The organism is Streptomyces rubradiris, from assembly GCF_016860525.1.
Lineage (GTDB): Bacteria > Actinomycetota > Actinomycetes > Streptomycetales > Streptomycetaceae > Streptomyces > Streptomyces rubradiris.
Genome location: NZ_BNEA01000007.1, coordinates 1 through 16508, shown reverse-complemented (window position 1 = coordinate 16508; position 16508 = coordinate 1). Strand labels below are relative to the sequence as shown.

Here is a 16508-nt window from a genome sequence, read left to right as displayed (position 1 = left end):
GTGGTACGCCGTCCCCGCCGGTGGCGGGGACGGCGCGTGTGGTGGGTCAGACGATCTCGTGACCGCTGACCGTGTTCTCGGGGACGCTCTCGCGCAGGTCCCAGTGCTCCACGATCGCGCCGTCGGCGATCCGGAAGATGTCGACGACCGCGGTGCCGCGGTCCTCGGGGCCCGTGGTGAACAGGCTGTGCACGAAGACCAGGTCGCCCTCGGCGGCGCTGCGACGGATCTCGAAGCGGCCGTCCGGCACCTGCTGGCGCAGGCCCTCGATGAACTCCACGAGCGGCTTGCGGCCGTCGGGCAGGTTCGGGTTGTGCTGGATCAGGTCCTCGGCCAGGTAGTCGGCGGCCTGGTCGGTGCGGCCCTGGTTCCAGACCTGCTCCAGGTAGTCGTGCGCGAGCTTCACGTGGTTCGTCGTCATGGTGGACTCATTCCTTCGTCGAGGTATGCGGGTGGTGCCGGTGGCCGGACGGACGGCTGGCGTCCGGGCGGTCACCGGAGAACTGGTGGTGAGGCCGGACCGGCGGGTCAGGAGGAGACGGGCACCGGCCGGGGCGCCGTCTCGGCCTTGCGGACCGACAGGTAGTGGGTGGCGCCGGCGAACAGGAGCAGGCCGAGCCCGGTGGCCGGCAGGATGCCGGAGCCCCAGGCGGGCAGGCCGGTGCTGCCGATGAAGCTGCCGAGGCTCATGCCCAGGTAGAGGGCCGAGGCGTTGAGGGCGAGCAGCAGACCGCGCTGCTCGGGCAGGAGCGCCACCAGCCGCGCCTGCTGGGGCGCCTGGTAGAGCTGGCTGAAGAAGGCCCAGAGCGCGAAGAGCAGCAGGCCGCCGATGGCCGCGTCGGGGGCGACGAGGAGCGCGGCGAAGGCGACGGCCACGCCCGCGACGGTCAGGGAGACGGTGCGGGTGGTGCCGATGGCGCGGGTCGCCCTGCTGGCGAAGCCGTTGCCCAGGACACCGACGATGCCGAACGCGAGCAGCGTCGCCGTCACATAGCCGGACGAGGCGTCGAACCGGTCGGCCACATAGGCGCCGGCGATGCCGTAGACCGTGAACTGCGCCGCCATGAAGAGCAGGGTGGTGCCCACGGTGGGCAGCGCGCCGGGCGTCGCCAGCACACCGCGGTACGCGGCGGGTGTCGGGCGCGGTCCGGGGTCGAGCCCGGGCATCAGGACGGCCACACCCACGAGGGCGACCCCGGACAGGACGGCCACGCCGATGAGGGCCTGCCGCCAGCCGAGCACGTCCCCGAGGAAGGACGCCAGCGGAACGCCGAGGACGGATGCCGCGGTCATGCCGCCGAACACCACGGCGAGGGCCTGCTGACGCCGCTCCTCGGGGACGATCAGCGATCCGGCCGCGGAAGAGGCGGGGCCGAATATCGCCGCACCCAGGGCGGCGACGACGCGGGCGCCGGTGAGGAAGGCGTAGTTGGGGGCGAGTGCCGCCGCCACCGAGCCGGCGGTCAGCAGGGCCATGCCCAGCAGCAGGACCTGCTTCCGGCCCATCCGGCCGAGTGCCATCGGGGCGAGGGGAGCGGCGATGGCGAAGGTCAGCGCGAACACGGTGACCTGGAGTCCGATACGGGCCGGCGCGACGTCGAGACCGTCGCCCATGGGCGCGCTGAGGCCCACCACGGCGAGCGAGGTGGTCCCCAGGGTGAAGTAGCCGAGCGCCAGCGCGAGTAACGCCGGGGTGGAGCCACGGGAAGACATCCGTCCTCCTTCCAATACGGAGCGTTGCGTATTGCAATACCAGCACGCGCCGTGTCCGTATGTCAATGGCGGATTGGAAGGCGCCGCCGATGTCCGCACATCGGATGCGCCACCCGGTCGTCGAGGGCGTGAAATCCCGCGTTAATGGGGCCTGAACAGCATATTCGCGGGCGTCGATGAGGGTGGCCGGACGACCGGGCGGGGCTCGGGGCGCACTTGAGGAGGCTTCGGGCTTGGCAGGAGCCGCCTGTTCGTGATTACGATACGCACCGCACCGTATCTAGAGGTCTTAAGGTGGGTTCCATGACAGGACGTCCTCGTGATCCGGCCGTAGACGACGCCATTCGTCGTGCCACCCTCGAACTCGCCGCCGAGGCAGGCGCGCCCGGCGTCACCATGGAGGGCATCGCCGCGCGCAGCGGGGTGTCCAAACAGACCGTCTACCGGCGCTACGGCGGCAAGGGCGAGGCGATCCTCGACGCACTGGCGTGGTTCGCCGCCGCGCGGCTGCCGACCCCCGACACCGGCTCGCTGCGGGACGACATCTGTGTGCTGCTGACGGCGACCTTCGCCGCCCAGCAGGGGGTCAGCGGAGTGCTGAACCGGGCGCTGATCAGTGAGGCGCTCCAGGACGAGGACTTCACCGAACTGCTCTGGAAGCGGCTGACCGGCCCGCGCCGCGAGGAGGTGGCGAAGATCATCCGGCGTGCCCGGGATCGCGGTGAGGTCAGCCACCCCGACGAGGAGTTCCTCATCGATCTGGTGTTCGGTCCGATGTGGTACCGGCTGCTCTTCGACCGTGTATCGCTGGACCGGGGGTACGCGGCGGCCATCGCCGACACCGTCGCGGTGGCCGCGCGGCTCGACGGCGGGGGAGCGGCCCTCGCCCCCTGACCCCGCGCCCCGCTCCGGACGCCCCTCCGGGCCCCGGCTCCGGACATCCCCGTCCGGGCCACCCCGTCCGGGACGCCCACCGCCCGGGGCACCGCCCGGGACGCCCCTTCCGGGGATCGCGTTCCGGGCGCCCACCACCTCGCACCCGCACGGCCGGGCACCACACGTACGACTTGCACCGCGAGCCCGACTCGCATCACGCGCCCGAGGCGCACACCACACGTACCACTCGCAGCACGTGAACCACGCGACCTCCTGGCGGCCGTACGGGCCGTCGTGGGGGCGCGTCATCCACCGGGCAGGGTCCTGCCCGTTACCGGAGGTACGACATGACGTCCATCGCGGACCAGACCATCGTCATCACCGGCGCGACCGACGGCCTCGGCCGCGCGCTCGCTCATGAACTGGCCCCGCTGGGACCCGAACTCGTCCTGCACGGGCGCAGCGAGGAAAAGGGCCAGGAGCTTCTCGCGGAGCTGCGGGCCGCCACGGGCAACGAGCGGCTGAGCTACGAGCGGGCCGACTTCTCCTCGCTCGCCGAGATCCAGTCGCTCGCCGACCGGCTGCTGTCCCGGCCCCGGATCGACGTCCTGGTCAACAACGCGGGCATGGGGGTCGAACTCGACCGCCGGGAGAGCCGGGACGGGCTGGAGCTGACCTTCCAGGTCGACTACCTCTCCACGTACATCCTGAGCTGCCGGCTGGCCCCGCTGCTGGTCGACTCCGCGCCTGCCAGGATCGTCAACGTGACCTCGGCGGGCCAGGCCCCCATCGACTTCGACGACGTCATGCTGCGCAGCGGCTGGAGCGGGGGCCAGGCCTACTGCCAGGCCAAGCTCGCCCAGATCATGCTCACCATGGACCTGGCGGACGTGCTCGACGGCACCGGGGTGACGGTCAACTCCCTGCACCCCGCCTCGTACATGCCGACCAAGATCGTCACGCATCTCTTCACCCCGCAGAGCACGGTCGCGGAGGGCGTGCGGAACACCGCGCGCCTGGTCACGGACCCCGAGTACGCCAGGAACAGCGGCCTCTACGTGAACCGTTCGCAGGTGGCGCGCGCCCACGCGCAGGCGCACGACGAGGGCGCGCGCGCCCGCCTGCGCCGGCTCAGCGAGGAGCTGACGGGCACCCCGATGCCGGCCGTGAACGCGGACGCCTCTCCGCGCTGACCGTCCGCCGGCCGGACGGCGTTCCGTGCCGACCGCGGGCCGGCCGGACGGCGTAACGGAAGGAGTGCGTTCTGCTGTCGAGAGGCGAGAGCACACGGAGCCGAATCCTCCTCGCGGCCGCGGAAGGCTTCGGCACACACGGGTACCACAGGACGAGCGTCGCCGACATCAGCCGGGAAGCCGGCGTGACCGGCGGGGCGCTCTACTTCCACTTCGACTCCAAGGAGCAGCTGGCCGCCGCCGTCCTGGAACTGGAGGACGACATCTGGCCGGCCCTGGCGATGGCCGTCCGGGTGCGGGAGCGCAGCGGGCTGCGGGGCCTCGTCGAGTTCTCCTACGAGGCCGCGTGCCGCATGGCGCACGACCCCGTCGCCCGGGCCGGGTTCCGCCTCCGGGTGGAGGGCGAGCCCGACGGCGAGGGCACGCACGGCGCGGAACTGCGGTGGCTCTCCCTGGTCACGGAGTTCCTCGCGCTGGCCCAGCGGCAGCGGGAGATACGGGCGGACCTGCTGCCCGTGGACATCGCCCACGTCTTCGTGGAGGCGCTCACCGGGATGCGGCTGCTCTCCCTCGCGGTGGAGGGGGCCGACCTGGACCGGCGGCTGCGCAGGTTGTGGGACGCCCTGCTGCGGATGGTGCTGGCGGAGGGCAGCACCATCTCGTTCCGGCCGCCCCGCGAGGTGCCGGCGGCGTGCCCGCCCGGCCGGCCGGAAGACGACCGGGCACACCCGGCACGACCCCTGGGAAGGACGACCGCCCGGAAGCACGAGCCCTGAGAAACAAGATCGCTGAGAACGGGGAGATGCAGATGTCAGCACTGACGCGCCGCGGGTTCCTCGGCGCCGGAGCCGGCGGCACGGTCGCCGCGCTCACCACCGTGGGACCCGCGTACGCGGGCGCGCCGGACACCGCCGGGGAGACGGGCCGGGCGGCGGGCGCCCCGCCCGCGGTCACCGTCACCCCGGACGACTTCCGGTACGGCGACCTGACGGCCCGCGGGTACAACGGCCGCTTCGTCGGGAAGCCGGACTCCGTGCGGATCGTCCACACGACCGAGCAGGTCACGGCCGCCGTCGCGGAGGCGGTGCGGGACGGCGCGCGGATCGCCGTCCGCAGCGGCGGCCACTGCCTGGACGGGCTGGTCGACGACGGGCAGGTACGAATGCTGCTCGACGTGTCCGAGATGGACGCCGTGTACTTCGACGAGGAGCGGCAGGCGTTCGCCGTCGAGGCGGGCGCCCAGCTCGGCCATGTGTACCGGACGCTGTACCTGGACTGGGGCGTGACGATACCCGGCGGTACCTGCCCGACCGTGGGCGTCGGCGGCCATGTGCAGGGCGGTGGCTACGGGGCGCTGTGCCGCCAGTACGGAGCGGTCGTCGACCACTTGTACGGGGTGGAGGTGGTGGTCGTCGACGGCGCGGGGGAGGCGCGGGCGGTGATCGCCACCAGCGACGCGGACGACCCGCACCGCGACCTGTGGTGGGCCCACACCGGCGGGGGCGGCGGCAACTTCGGCGTGGTCACCAAGTACTGGTTCAGGACCCCCGGCGTCACCGGGAACCCGGGCGACCTGCTGCCCAGGCCGCCCGGCGCGCTGCTGAAGGCGTCCGTCAGCTGGAAGTGGAGCGACCTCACCGAGGAGGCGTTCACCCGCATCGTGCGCAACCACGGCCAGTGGCACACGGACAACGACGGCGACGGCGGGCCGTACGCCAGCCTGAACAGCGTCCTACTGCTGCACAACGCGGCCCTCGGGACGGTGGGCCTCAACGTCCAGGTCGACGGCACCCTGGCGAACGCGGCCGACTTGGTGGACGACTACATCGGCGCGGTGACCGTCGGCGTGGACGTGGCGCACACCAGGACCCGGGCGACGGGGCCGTGGCTGAAGGAGACCCTCAAGAACCCGTACGAGACCGGGGCCTACGACCGCTCCAAGTCCAAGGGCGCCTACCTGCGCCGGGGCTACTCCGAGGACCAGATCGCCGCCCTGTACCGGCGGCTGTCCGACCCCGGTTACGACGGCCACGCCTCCGTGCTCCTCTACACCTACGGCGGCCGCGCCAACGTGCCCGCCCCCGCCGACACCGCCATGCCGCAGCGGGACTCGGTCCTCAAGGCCAACTTCATCACCTACTGGGCCGACCCCGCCGACGACGCCCGGCACGTCGACTGGATGCGGGGGCTCTACAAGGAGACGTACGCGGCGACCGGTGGCGTCCCGGTCATCGACGGCGACAGCGACGGCTCGTACATCAACTACCCGGACACGGACCTGAAGGACCCGGAGTGGAACGCCTCCGGCATCCCCTGGCAGACCCTCTACTACAAGGACAACTATCCGCGGCTCCAACGGATCAAGGGCGAGTGGGACCCGGGGAACGTCTTCCGCCACGCGCTGTCCATCACCTGCTGACACACCCGATGACACCCACGGGCAGCAGCCGCTGACATGCGTGTCCGTGCCCTGGCCGGTATCCGCCGGGCGGGCACGGACAGCCGGGCTGGCGGGACTGTGCTTCAAGCGACTCGATGAGCCGTACCGGCCGAGCGCTCCTGGCGGAAGTACAGGAGCGGGTCACGACCGAGGCCGTCATCGGAGCCGTCACCGGCTCACTCACCGCGCCACGGACCGTGCTGCTGGACCACTACGACACAGCGGGCCAGAACGCCCACCTGGCCTTCGAGGGAGTTCCGGCGCGGCTCTGTCGGCCGATGTTGTGCTCGCCCCATCCGGTGATGGGGCAAGCATTGTCCGGGTGAACGAAGAGGCCGGGTACGGGGCGAGTCCTTCCCGCTCTTCGCCCGGTGCGCGGCGAGAATCCAAAGAATCGCAGACGAGTCCACCGTTCGGGCCCTTTCCGTACAGGGCCGAACTGAATGCGGGCTCAAGCAGGGACTGCGGCGGTCTCCGGCTCGGCCTGTGCAGTGTTGTGGGATGCGAGGCAGCGCTCGGCGTCCAGGGCCGCTGCGGCGCCGGTGCCGGCCGGGCGGACGCGCACGGCGGCGAAGGACCGTAACTGGCCGCGCGAGCCCTGCCGTCTGGGAGGCCGATTCTCGGCCAGGGCGACGTGGCCGGCGCGGGCTGGACGGTGGTGGCCCGCAAGGGCGCGTAACGCTGAGGTGCAGGCGCGCCTCCCTCGTCCGGTGGCGCTGCCACGGGGGCCGTCCGGTGGCTGACAAAGCGCTGTTGCCGACGCCGGTGAGCGGCCGTGACCATCGATTGGCGATCCACCGAGCGACCGGGAGGTCACGCCATGACGGTCACGGCCGAACAGCCCGTCCCCTATCCGTTCAACGAGCCCGACGGGCTGAGCCTGGCGGACGCGTACCAGGCGGCGCTGGAGGAACCGGGCCTGATCCGCGTGCGTCTGGCGTACGGGGAGCCCGCCTGGCTGGCCACCCGGTATGCCGACGCGCGCCTGGTTCTGGGTGACCGCCGCTTCAGCAGGGCGGAGGCGCTACGGCACGACGCCCCACGTCATTCGGAGGGCAGCCAGGACAGCGGCATCCTCAGCATGGACCCGCCCGAGCACACGCGGCTGCGCACGCTGGTGGCGAAGGCGTTCACCGTGCACCAAGTGGAGAAACTGCGTCCGGCGGTCCGGGAGCTGGCGCACCGGCTGCTCGACGAGATGGAGGCCATGGGGCAGCCCGCCGACCTCGTGGAACACTACGCGCTGCCGATCCCGGTCGCCGTCATCTGCCGCATGCTGGGAGTGCCGGAGGAGGACCGCCCCAGGTTTCGGGCCTGGAGCGACGCGGCGCTCTCCACCAGCTCCCTGACGGCTGCGGAGTCAGAACGCAACAGGCAGGAACTGCGGGCCTACATGACCGAACTGGTGGCGGACCACCGGCGCAACCCGCGGCCCGACCTGATGACGGGCCTGATCGAGGCGCGTGACACCGGTGACCGGCTGAGCGAACTGGAACTGGTCGATCTGTGCGACGGCATCCTCATCGCCGGCCACGAGACGACGGCCACACAGATCCCCAACTTCGTGCACACACTGCTCGACCACCCCGAGCAGATGGAGATACTCCGCAAGAGCCCCGAGCTGCTGCACGGCGCGGTCGAGGAACTCATGCGCTTCGTGCCCCTGGGCAGCGGCGCGGGCTTCCCCAGGTACGCCACCGAGGACGTGGAGGTCGGCGGTACCCTCGTCCGTGCCGGTGAGCCCGTCCTGGTCGCGATCGGCGCCGCCAACCGCGACGCGTTGAAGTTCGCGGACCCCGGCCGGCTCGACATCACCCGGAGCGGCGTCCAGCATCTCGGGTTCGGGCACGGGGTGCACCACTGTCTCGGCGCACCGCTCGCCAGGCTGGAGCTTCAGGAGGCTCTGGGGGCCCTGCTCGAACGCTTCCCCGGTCTGCGTCTCGCGGGCGACGTGCGATGGAAGGACCAGATGCTGGTCCGTGGACCGCGCGAGATGCCGGTGGGGTGGTGAGGGCGGTGTCCTGGACGACCGGGGTGGACCGCGCCCTGTGCATGGGATCGGGCATGTGCGCCGGTATCGCACCCGAGCTGTACCGGCTGGACGACGAGGGCCGGGCGGAGCCGCTCGCCGCGGACATCCCCGAGGACGAACGTGCGCTGGACGCCGCGGACTCCTGCCCGGCGACGGCGATCTCAGTACGTGCCGGGCAACGGCTGATCGGGCCACGCCCGTGAGCGAGCACGAGGTGCGACGCACCTGGCAGGTCGACTCGCCCTTCCATGGGACGCATTCAATGCATCATCGATGCGTCACATCGGCTGATCAGGCCGAAGACCACCTCAACGCCGTAACCGCTATGTGTTCGGACGCCCTCTTGCGTGGCAGGTATGGCTGGTCCAGGCCCTTGAGCACCACACCTTCGATGCCTGCGCTTCCCCAGGCCGGGTCGAGCCAGTCCTGCGCCATTGCACAGTCGGTCGTGGCGGGACACAGCGTGAAGGGCGAGTCGAGCGCTCCGGTGGCGAAAAGGGATTCGAGCCGAGCGCGCCGGTCCCGGTAGGGCAGCGGCATCAGGTTGGTGCCGTCCGATTCCAGTACGTCGAAGGCGATCAGGTAGGCGGGGTCCGCCACGGCGGCCTGCCCCGCGCTGCGGCCTCGGCGACGGGCGCGGCGCTGGAGTGCGGCGAAGTCCAACCTCCCCTGACGGGGGACGACCAACTCACCGTCCAGGACGAGGCTGTCCCCGAGGGCCCTGGCCGCCCGGGCGATATAGGGAAACGCCGAGGTCAGGTCCGCGCCCTGGCGAGACTGCACCATCACCAGATCACGCCGGGCGAAGACGATGGCACGGAACCCGTCGGGCTTCTGTTCCGCGACGATGCCTCCGGGCAGGGCATTGGCCGGCGGCAGCTGCCGCCGGGCCTCAGCGAGCATCGGCTCGATGGGAGGGGTCAGGGACACACCTCCACCTCTACGCGCCCCTCACCCGCACCGCGCGCCGAAAGCCACATCGGCACGTTCTCGTCCGCCGAAGCGATCACGGCGTAGGGACCGAGCGCGCTGGTGGCGGAGTCCGCCACCAGTGGCACTCCGCTCCGCCGACAACGGCGGTGTACAGCAGTTCGCCCGGGGCAGACAGGAAAGATCCGCGAAAGACTGGCCAACGCGTCCGGGGCATGTCAAGGTAGACGACCTCCCCGGAAAAGCCCAGGTCAGGAAGGCGATCCGCGCCCGACGTCAGCCGCAGAGGGCGGCATGCCACCGCAGTTGGGTCGGGGACTGGATGGCCTTTGAGGCCGAGACGCCGGCGGGCATTGGTCTCCGCGCCGTGCAGGCGCCTTCCTGTTTGACCGACGGTTCATCTGGCCGAGCGTCGTATCCGCCGCTTTCCCTCGTGAGGAGGCTTCCGTGTCGTCCGCGGAAATGACCGTCCAGGATCTCATCGACCTGCTGTCCGCCTGTGAGCGTGATGCTCCGGTTCGGCAGGCGCTGAACCCCTTCTTCCCGGTGGAGCACCGGCTCGCTCAGGTCATCCAGGCCATGGACGCGACCGGGAAGACGGTCGTCTATCTCGCCGAGGGAGGTGATGAGCACAGCCAGCTCGGTGCCCTGCCGCCCGAGGTCGCCGTGAAACTGGCCTGGCAGTCTCCCGTTCAGCCGCCACCGCGTCGTGCCCGCCGCACCGCCCGCGGCGGCCAGTAAATCCCCTCATCCCTGGAGGTGCCCCTGAACCCCGACGTCCCGCTCGACCCCGCCGCCCACGACCAGTTCCCGGCGGCCTGCTGGGTCGGCCCCCGCCACCTGGCCGGCGACGACGGCCGCCTCTACGACACCGTCGCCGACACCCTCTCCACTCTGGGCTGGACGAGCCTGACGATGGTCCGCGGCCGGCAGGAGCCGGACGAGGAACCGGAGGACCGGCAGGTTGTGCGCAGCACCGTCCTGCACCTGAGCCCCGACACCCTCCGGTGGGCCCAGTGGGTCTTGGCGGACGAGCCGTTCCTGCTGGGGGATCTGCCGATCGCCTGGCATGTATCGGCCCGAGCGGACACGGGCAGTCCGCTCGCCCAGTGGTCCGCGTACTTCACCTCGGATGTCCCCGGGGAGGCCGTCGCCGACTTCCTCGTCGCGCTCGACGTACGCCGGCACCCCGCAGCGCCGTCCGGCGGCAGGGAGCTGGTCCTTGAGGCGGTTACCGGGCACGGGTGGCTTCTCGACATCGACCAGCCGCATGCGGGGGCGATGGACGCGACCTTCACCACCCACCTCAGCTACGGCACGGTGCCGCCCCTCATCCAGGACGGCGACCCCCAGGCCCTCACCCGCGACGAGCTGGACGGGTGGCAGGCGTGGGCCGAGCCGGTGCTCGGCGGGCGGTGCCTGTGGGCGGCATCCTTCAGCTCCAGTGTCCCCGACGACCTGGTCGCGGCCTTCGCCCGCTCGGTCAGTTCCACCGCACCGGTCCTGCGCCGGGTGCTCCCGGACAGCACCCGGGACCGGCTCCTGCGCGCGCCGGCCATCTGACGCGCCCGGCCGTGCCTGCCGGCCCGGAACCGCGAAGCCCGGCCATCCCGATGGGATGGCCGGGCTTCTGGCATACCCGCACGCAACGGGCAGTCGGCGACGCCTCGACGGCGGACGCTAACGCGATATGGCCTTGGCGAGGGCCTTGTCGAGGTGGCGGTCGACGAGGGCGGGGGAGCCGGAGACGATGACGAGGACGTTGCCGTCGCGGATCGCGGTCTGCTTCATCACGCTGTCGTGTCCGCCGGCGGAGAAGGTCAGCAGCTGGCTCCACTGCTCGTCACCGAGGTGGGGCGGAGTCGTCTTCCGGGTGGCGATGTCGATGGCGGAGCCGCCGACGAGGATCTGGTACTTCGGGCATCCGGTCATGGCGTCGAAGATCCTCCCCATGCCGTCGGACAGTTTGCCGGGGGTGTCGCTGTACAGCTCTTCGGAGATCTCCGAGTCGTCGCCGCCGGCGTAGGTGAAGGCGGTCGTCGCCTGGCGGGGGAAGTCGAGTGATCCTCCGGTGGCCGCGTCGCCGCCGAGTTCGTCAAGGGCGGGGCAGCCGAGCACGGTGACGTCGTCGTTGTGCTCGGCACGTTCGAGCTTGCGGGTGTAGCCGCTGCCCAGGTCGCCGGCGGCGAGCAGTCGCTCCGTGAGCGCGGCTGACGACAGCGGGCTGCTGCCCGGCTCCGGCACGGCCGGGCTGGTGGCGCGGGCGGAGGAGGACGTGGCGGAAGGAGCCGTTTCGGCGTCGGAGGAGCAGGCGGGCAGGACGAGGAGGGCGGCGGCGGTGATGCCGGCGGCGGTGGTGGTGACGCGCACGCGCACGAGGTGACCCCTTTTGTGCTGGGAGACGGTTGGGCAGTGCGGGCCCGCGGGCCCGATGGTCGTAGGGGTAAGGGGTCAGTGGCCGAGATGGCGCAGGCAGTCCTCGAACGTGAAGAGCGCGTTGTCGGCGGCCGGCCCGGAGTGCCGGTTGAACCAGGCGACGTCCAGACGCCTCTCCTGCTGCTGGTGACCGGCGCGGCAGCGCAGCCAGATCTGGGCGCGGGTGGCCATGATGATCCAGTCCCGGTAGGCGCCGCACTCGCCGCAGGTGACGACCTCGCCGGCCAGGACGAGGGGCCACGGCCACGGCATCATCCACCCGTCGACCTGGTCGTGGCTGGGCACCCGCAGCTCCGGGGGAAGGAAGTCGTCCACCTCGGCCACCGGCTCCGACGCCCCCGCATCAACCTGTGACTGCGGGGGAACCGGACCGGCCTGCGGCGCCGGCGCCGGGGGACAGGACATTGGTCTACAGGCTGGAGTATGAGCCGCGTTTTCAGCCAGGTTGATGCCACAGTAATGAGCGAGAAGCAGGGCCGGTCTCAGATCCGGCCCTGCTTCTCAGCTGCTCTATGGCTGGCTTCGTCGTGCCGTATGTAACCAGTAGGTGGCAGCTCCCCATACCGCGAGGAGTAGCACGAGCAGTCCCCAACCGCCAGCGTTTCCCTTGACGATGAGGATGACGCCCAGTAGCACGCCGATCATTGAGAAGATCGTGCCGAATTGCCACCACCGTCTGATACCGGCCTTCTGTTCACTGGTCCAACCGAGAGGCACAGTTGCTCCTATCCGGCGTCAGGGCACTGCTCTTCGTGTACTCGGCTGTCTCAACCCGATACGAGGTTCGAAGCAGCCTGACTCGCTCCCCACGCGCCGGCGAAGCACACTGCTTGTCCTCCGATAGCTGAGGCGCCACCAGTTACTGGTGCCCCACCGAGCATGACCGACTCGCACAAGGACCCGACGGCTGCGCCTGCTACGAATCCAGCTACGTCCCCCCAGAGACCCTGGGTGTCTCCCTGAAAGAGGTGGGTACCTGCTTGAATCACATCTCCTGCTGTTCCAAGTACGTCCCAGGCAGACAGCCCCGTGGGGTCTGTGCCATTCATGGGATCGGATCGCCCGCCGCATAGAGGTAGGAGTTCTCCTCCTGGCCGCTGGGGTCGGGCTGGGTGAAGCGGCCGAGGTTGGGGTCGTAGTAGCGGGCGCCCATCTTGTACAGCCCCGTCGGGTCGAGGTAGGCGCTGGTGTAGCGGAAGGGCTGCTGGGTGCCGGAGTTGGTGCGCGGCTCGCCGTAGGGGCCGTAGGCGTACGTCGCGGTGCGCTTGCCCGAGGTGTCGATCAGGCCGATGACCGAGTTCTGGGCGTCGGTGAGGTAGTACTGGCTGCCGCCCCCGCTCCTCATGGCCACCAGGGTGCCCGAGGGCTCGCGGACGAAACCGGTCGCGGTGCCGGAGACGGTCTGTCCGGTGGTGCCGACGGCGGCGTTGGTGAAGGTGGTGCTGTCGCGGGTGAGGCGCTGGGTGTTGTCGATGCCGGCGTAGGTGTGGCTGGTGGTCGCGCCGGACTGGGTGTAGGCGGCGAGTTGGGTGTACGGGGTCCAGTTCTCGTCGGTGCGGGTGCCGGTGGGGCTGGCGGCCGAGGTTTCGTTGCCGGCGCCGTCGTAGGTGAAGCCGGTCGCCTGTCGTAGGCGGTGAGTTCTCCGGCGTCGTTGTAGGTGGAGGTGTGCTGGGGCTTGTCACAGGCGGGGAGGCTGGTGCCCGAGGAGCGGCCGGTGCGGTTGCCGGCCTTGTCGTAGCAGTAGGCGCAGCCGGCCGTGGTGGAGCCGGACTTGGTTTCGACGGCCTTGGTGAGGCGGCCGAGGGTGTCGTAGGTGTAGGTGGTGGTGGCGCCGTCGGTGGTGCGCTTGCGGATCTTGTCCGTGTCCTTGCCTGACAGCGAGTAGTCGTAGGAGATCGACGACAGTGTGGTCGAGCCGGACTTCACTTCGACCTTGGTGGGGCGGTCGGAGTCGTCCGGGGTGACGGTCTGGGTGGTGCTGCCGGGGAAGGTCGTCTTGGTCCGCTTGCCGTTCTTGTCGTACTCGAACGTCGTCTTGGCGCCGCCGGGTTCGGTGACGGAGGTGAGTTCGTTGGCGTCGTCGTAGCCGTAGGTGACGGTCCCCGCGGTGTCGGTGGCGGTGTCGACATTGCCGGAGGGGTCGTAGGTGATCTGTGTGGTGCCGGTACCGGGCAGGGTGCGGGTGCGTTCGCGGTTCTGCTCGTCGTAGGTGAACGTCGACGTGCCCGCCGGGGTGGTGCGGGACGTGAGGTTGCCGTCGGCATCGTAGGTGAAGGTCGCGGTGGTGTTGCCGGCGGTCTGGGTTTTGACGCGGTCGCGGTTGTCGTAGGTGTAGGCGGTGGTGACGCCGCGGCCGTCGGTGACGGTCTTCTGCCGCCCGAGGTCGTCGTAGGGCGGCCGTGTCCTCAGGAGTGGGGGCGCCGGGGACGTGACCGCAGCGGCGGAAGAAGGAGGGACGCTTCATCGGGTGGGCTCCTGTTCGCGGGCGGGGCAGGTCCCAGGGCAGCGCGAGGTTGTCGCTGGCTCGGCGAGGGACGAGGTGGCCGTGGAGGTGAAACACGGTCTGGGGGGCGTCGCACCCGCAGCTGGTGAGTCGTACGAAGGGGTTGAGGGCCGCCCCGGCCGGGAGGGGCGGGGCAGCCCTCAACGCGCGGCGGCGGCCGCAAGGGCCCGGTCCTGCGCCGCAGGTCCATCACGACCTGGGCCTTGATGCCCTGGGCGCGCTGGGTGGCGGCGTACTCTTCGGCCGACCAGGAGCCGCGGGGCCTCCGGCGGGGAACCGCTTCAGGACGGTTCGGGCCTGCGTGGTGGTGGCCATCAGGTTTCGCCGCCGTTCACACGCTCTTGGTTCTCGATAAGGGTGGCGCGGACGTCGGGGTTCTTCGCCAGACCGACCCATGCGGTGGCATCGGGAAGTTCACTGACCAGAGTGCCTGTGGGCCTGCAGGCCCCCCGCCGCTCCCGTTACCCTGCGGGTGATGTCCAGCAGAGCGGCCAAGGTCGGGCGGTCCCGGTTCGTGGGCATCCAGGCGAGTGCGGCCGTTGACGGCGGCGCGTCGGCCACGTCGAGGTAGGCGATACCAGGGCGGGGGTACAGGAGACGGGCGGCGGCCGGAAGGAAGCTGAACGCGTGTGCGCGCGCGATGATGTGGAGCAGCCCTTCGATGTTTTCGGCAACGGGGCCGAACTCTACGGATGAGCCGTCCGGGCGGGGATTGACGGCCCAGCTGTCCCACCAGTCTCGTGGCGCCTGCGTGGGCATGTCCACCACGAGATAGTCTGCGAGATCCATGAGGGTGACCGGCCGTTCGGCCTGGAGGGCGGCCAGCCGGTCCGACGCCGGTATACAGGCGACCCGAGGCTCGGTGGCCAGCCGAATGGTACGCAGCGAACGCGGGAGCGGGTGCCTGAGCAGCGCCGCGTCCACATCACCGTTCGCGAGCGCCTGAAACTGGTTACCGAAGGACAGCGCCCGCAGTTCGACTTGGATACAGGGCTGGCGCCGGTGCAGTTCGTCGAGGATGGCGTGGGTGTAGGGCATGGCTGCCTCGCCGGCGATGAACCCGAGGACGAGGTGGCCGCGCACCTGGCGGGAGTGCTCGGCGGCGCGCTGCCGTAACCGGGCCATGGCCCGCACCGCTTCCTGGGCCTCAGGGATCAGCGCCCGGCCCGCTGGTGTGAGGGCCACCGCCCTGCTTGTCCGGTCGAGCAAGATGACTCCCAGCTTGCTTTCCAGCAGGCGGATCTGCTTGCTGAGGGTCGGCTGGGCCATGAACAGGCGTGCCGCAGCCCGTCCGAAGTGCAGTTCCTGTGCCAGCGCGAGAAACAGGCGCAGCTGGTGGGTGCTTGGGTCACGGTCGCCGCCGGGGAGTGCGAGGCCGTCCGCCTCCGCCGCCGACCGGATTTCATCCGGAGCGCCTTCCATGGAAGGAAGGCTATCGATCGGGCTCGAACAGCGATAGGAGAACTGTTCTCACCGCGTATAGGTCCGGTGAAGGATGGTCTCGCCGGGGGGAGGCAGGCCCTGGCCCGGAGCCAGGGACACCCGCATGCGCGCTGCGGGCACGGGGGCGTCGGATCCGCGTGTACGGCCGGGCCTGGTGACGGCACCAGAGCGGCGGTTGACGGGCGGAGAAGCGGTGACCGTGGCCAGTTCGGCTGCGGGCCGGCTGAAAGCAAAGGACGGGCGGGCGCCCGGCCTTGTCGAGAGAGAAGGATCTTGCATGCAGTTACTTCGCGAGGCCTCCAGTGCCTCTAGCCCTCCTGCTCGTCGCTTCCGCACGAGGACGGTCAGTGTGCGCTTCCGTCATCTGCTGCTCGCGGCAGCCGCCCTGGTGGCGATCGTGCTGAACGCCGTACCGGCAAGCGCGGCCCCGGCAACGGAAGTCGTCACAGCCAGGCAACCGATAAGTACGGCCGCTCAGCCGCTGCTCCAAGCTGGAGGAGCAGTCACTACCACTGTCTCGCCTGCTTCGGTCGGCGGCATGTGTCTCGATGACAGTTTGGCGTACGGCCTTCGCGTCATCACATGCAACGGAACGAGGTGGCAGTTGTGGTCAGTCGGCAACCCTGGCCTCGGCTACGCAATGCAGAACCTGGAGACCGGGCGCTGTGTGGACGACAGCTCCGCCTACGGGCTGCGAGCCTTCCCGTGTAACGGCATGACCTACCAGTTCTTCGCGTCACAGCTCATGGCTTCTGACGTAAACATGCAGAAAAGGACCTTCCAGAACGTGAACACCGGGGCATGCATGGACTACAGCTCCCCGTACGGACTGCGTGGCTTCCCGTGTAACGGCACGCAGTACCAGAACTGGTGGGTGAGGAACCTGCTCTGAAGGGGGCGCCGCAGCTAGCTACTGCGACGCTGGGTCGGACTCATTCGATC

At 70.3% G+C, this 16508-nt stretch carries 17 protein-coding genes; 10 read left to right on the top strand and 7 right to left on the bottom strand.

Annotation, left to right across the window (positions count from 1 at the left end):
• Nucleotides 1-46: 46 nt before the first annotated feature.
• Both Srubr_RS09370 and Srubr_RS09365 read right to left on the bottom strand, forming a co-directional pair.
• The gene (locus tag Srubr_RS09370) at nucleotides 47-421 is read right to left on the bottom strand and encodes a nuclear transport factor 2 family protein (protein WP_189997669.1); all 375 of its coding nucleotides are present in this window, start codon (nucleotides 419-421) and stop codon (nucleotides 47-49) included.
• 107 nt (nucleotides 422-528) lie between these two features.
• Nucleotides 529-1713, bottom strand: a complete 1185-nt coding sequence (locus Srubr_RS09365) for an MFS transporter (protein WP_189997668.1) — start codon at nucleotides 1711-1713, stop codon at nucleotides 529-531.
• Nucleotides 1714-2016: 303 nt separating this feature from the next.
• On the opposite strand from Srubr_RS09365, the gene Srubr_RS09360 reads away from it, so the two are divergent.
• From Srubr_RS09360 to Srubr_RS09330, 7 genes are all read left to right on the top strand, one after another.
• Nucleotides 2017-2607 carry a TetR/AcrR family transcriptional regulator gene (locus Srubr_RS09360; RefSeq protein ID WP_189997667.1) on the top strand — a complete coding sequence of 197 codons (591 nt, stop codon included), beginning with the start codon at nucleotides 2017-2019 and terminating at the stop codon, nucleotides 2605-2607.
• Nucleotides 2608-2936: 329 nt separating this feature from the next.
• Nucleotides 2937-3782, top strand: coding sequence for an SDR family NAD(P)-dependent oxidoreductase (locus Srubr_RS09355; RefSeq protein ID WP_189997666.1), 846 nt, complete (start codon nucleotides 2937-2939; stop codon nucleotides 3780-3782).
• Between the two features lie 71 nt (nucleotides 3783-3853).
• Nucleotides 3854-4558 carry a ScbR family autoregulator-binding transcription factor gene (locus tag Srubr_RS09350; protein ID WP_189997793.1) on the top strand — a complete coding sequence of 235 codons (705 nt, stop codon included), beginning with the start codon at nucleotides 3854-3856 and terminating at the stop codon, nucleotides 4556-4558.
• A 32-nt stretch (nucleotides 4559-4590) separates the two neighbouring features.
• A complete protein-coding gene (locus Srubr_RS09345; protein ID WP_189997665.1) occupies nucleotides 4591-6201 on the top strand; it encodes an FAD-binding oxidoreductase in 1611 nt (536 codons plus the stop codon).
• A 116-nt stretch (nucleotides 6202-6317) separates the two neighbouring features.
• Nucleotides 6318-6548: a hypothetical protein gene (locus Srubr_RS09340; RefSeq protein ID WP_189997664.1), complete on the top strand. Its 231-nt coding sequence runs from the start codon at nucleotides 6318-6320 to the stop codon at nucleotides 6546-6548.
• A gap of 494 nt (nucleotides 6549-7042) precedes the next feature.
• The gene (locus tag Srubr_RS09335; RefSeq protein ID WP_189997663.1) at nucleotides 7043-8233 is read left to right on the top strand and encodes a cytochrome P450; all 1191 of its coding nucleotides are present in this window, start codon (nucleotides 7043-7045) and stop codon (nucleotides 8231-8233) included.
• Nucleotides 8230-8457: a ferredoxin gene (locus tag Srubr_RS09330; protein WP_229926847.1), complete on the top strand. Its 228-nt coding sequence runs from the start codon at nucleotides 8230-8232 to the stop codon at nucleotides 8455-8457. Before Srubr_RS09335 ends, Srubr_RS09330 begins: the two co-directional genes overlap by 4 nt.
• 88 nt (nucleotides 8458-8545) lie before the next feature.
• Here the strand turns inward: Srubr_RS09330 and Srubr_RS09325 are convergent, their stop codons facing one another.
• Nucleotides 8546-9184 carry an ATP-dependent DNA ligase gene (locus tag Srubr_RS09325; protein ID WP_229926846.1) on the bottom strand — a complete coding sequence of 213 codons (639 nt, stop codon included), beginning with the start codon at nucleotides 9182-9184 and terminating at the stop codon, nucleotides 8546-8548.
• Between the two features lie 447 nt (nucleotides 9185-9631).
• On the opposite strand from Srubr_RS09325, the gene Srubr_RS09320 reads away from it, so the two are divergent.
• Together Srubr_RS09320 and Srubr_RS09315 are read left to right on the top strand one after the other, a co-directional pair.
• Nucleotides 9632-9925 carry a hypothetical protein gene (locus Srubr_RS09320; RefSeq protein ID WP_189997661.1) on the top strand — a complete coding sequence of 98 codons (294 nt, stop codon included), beginning with the start codon at nucleotides 9632-9634 and terminating at the stop codon, nucleotides 9923-9925.
• 12 nt (nucleotides 9926-9937) lie between these two features.
• On the top strand, nucleotides 9938-10747 hold the full coding sequence (locus Srubr_RS09315) for an SPDY domain-containing protein (RefSeq protein WP_189997791.1): 810 nt from the start codon (nucleotides 9938-9940) through the stop codon (nucleotides 10745-10747).
• Between the two features lie 117 nt (nucleotides 10748-10864).
• Here Srubr_RS09315 and Srubr_RS09310 read toward each other — a convergent pair whose 3' ends face one another.
• From Srubr_RS09310 to Srubr_RS09295, 4 genes are all read right to left on the bottom strand, one after another.
• Nucleotides 10865-11560, bottom strand: coding sequence for a hypothetical protein (locus Srubr_RS09310; protein WP_203854954.1), 696 nt, complete (start codon nucleotides 11558-11560; stop codon nucleotides 10865-10867).
• A gap of 75 nt (nucleotides 11561-11635) precedes the next feature.
• Nucleotides 11636-12025: a hypothetical protein gene (locus tag Srubr_RS09305; RefSeq protein ID WP_229927031.1), complete on the bottom strand. Its 390-nt coding sequence runs from the start codon at nucleotides 12023-12025 to the stop codon at nucleotides 11636-11638.
• 640 nt (nucleotides 12026-12665) lie between these two features.
• Nucleotides 12666-12965 (bottom strand): RHS repeat-associated core domain-containing protein, encoded by a 300-nt coding sequence (locus Srubr_RS40375; protein WP_229927030.1) that lies wholly within the window; start codon nucleotides 12963-12965, stop codon nucleotides 12666-12668.
• A 1572-nt stretch (nucleotides 12966-14537) separates the two neighbouring features.
• Nucleotides 14538-15545, bottom strand: a complete 1008-nt coding sequence (locus Srubr_RS09295; protein ID WP_189999938.1) for a LysR family transcriptional regulator — start codon at nucleotides 15543-15545, stop codon at nucleotides 14538-14540.
• A 370-nt stretch (nucleotides 15546-15915) separates the two neighbouring features.
• Here Srubr_RS09295 and Srubr_RS09290 point away from each other — a divergent pair, with 370 nt between their 5' ends.
• Nucleotides 15916-16458, top strand: a complete 543-nt coding sequence (locus tag Srubr_RS09290; protein ID WP_189999937.1) for an RICIN domain-containing protein — start codon at nucleotides 15916-15918, stop codon at nucleotides 16456-16458.
• Nucleotides 16459-16508 lie beyond the last annotated feature (50 nt).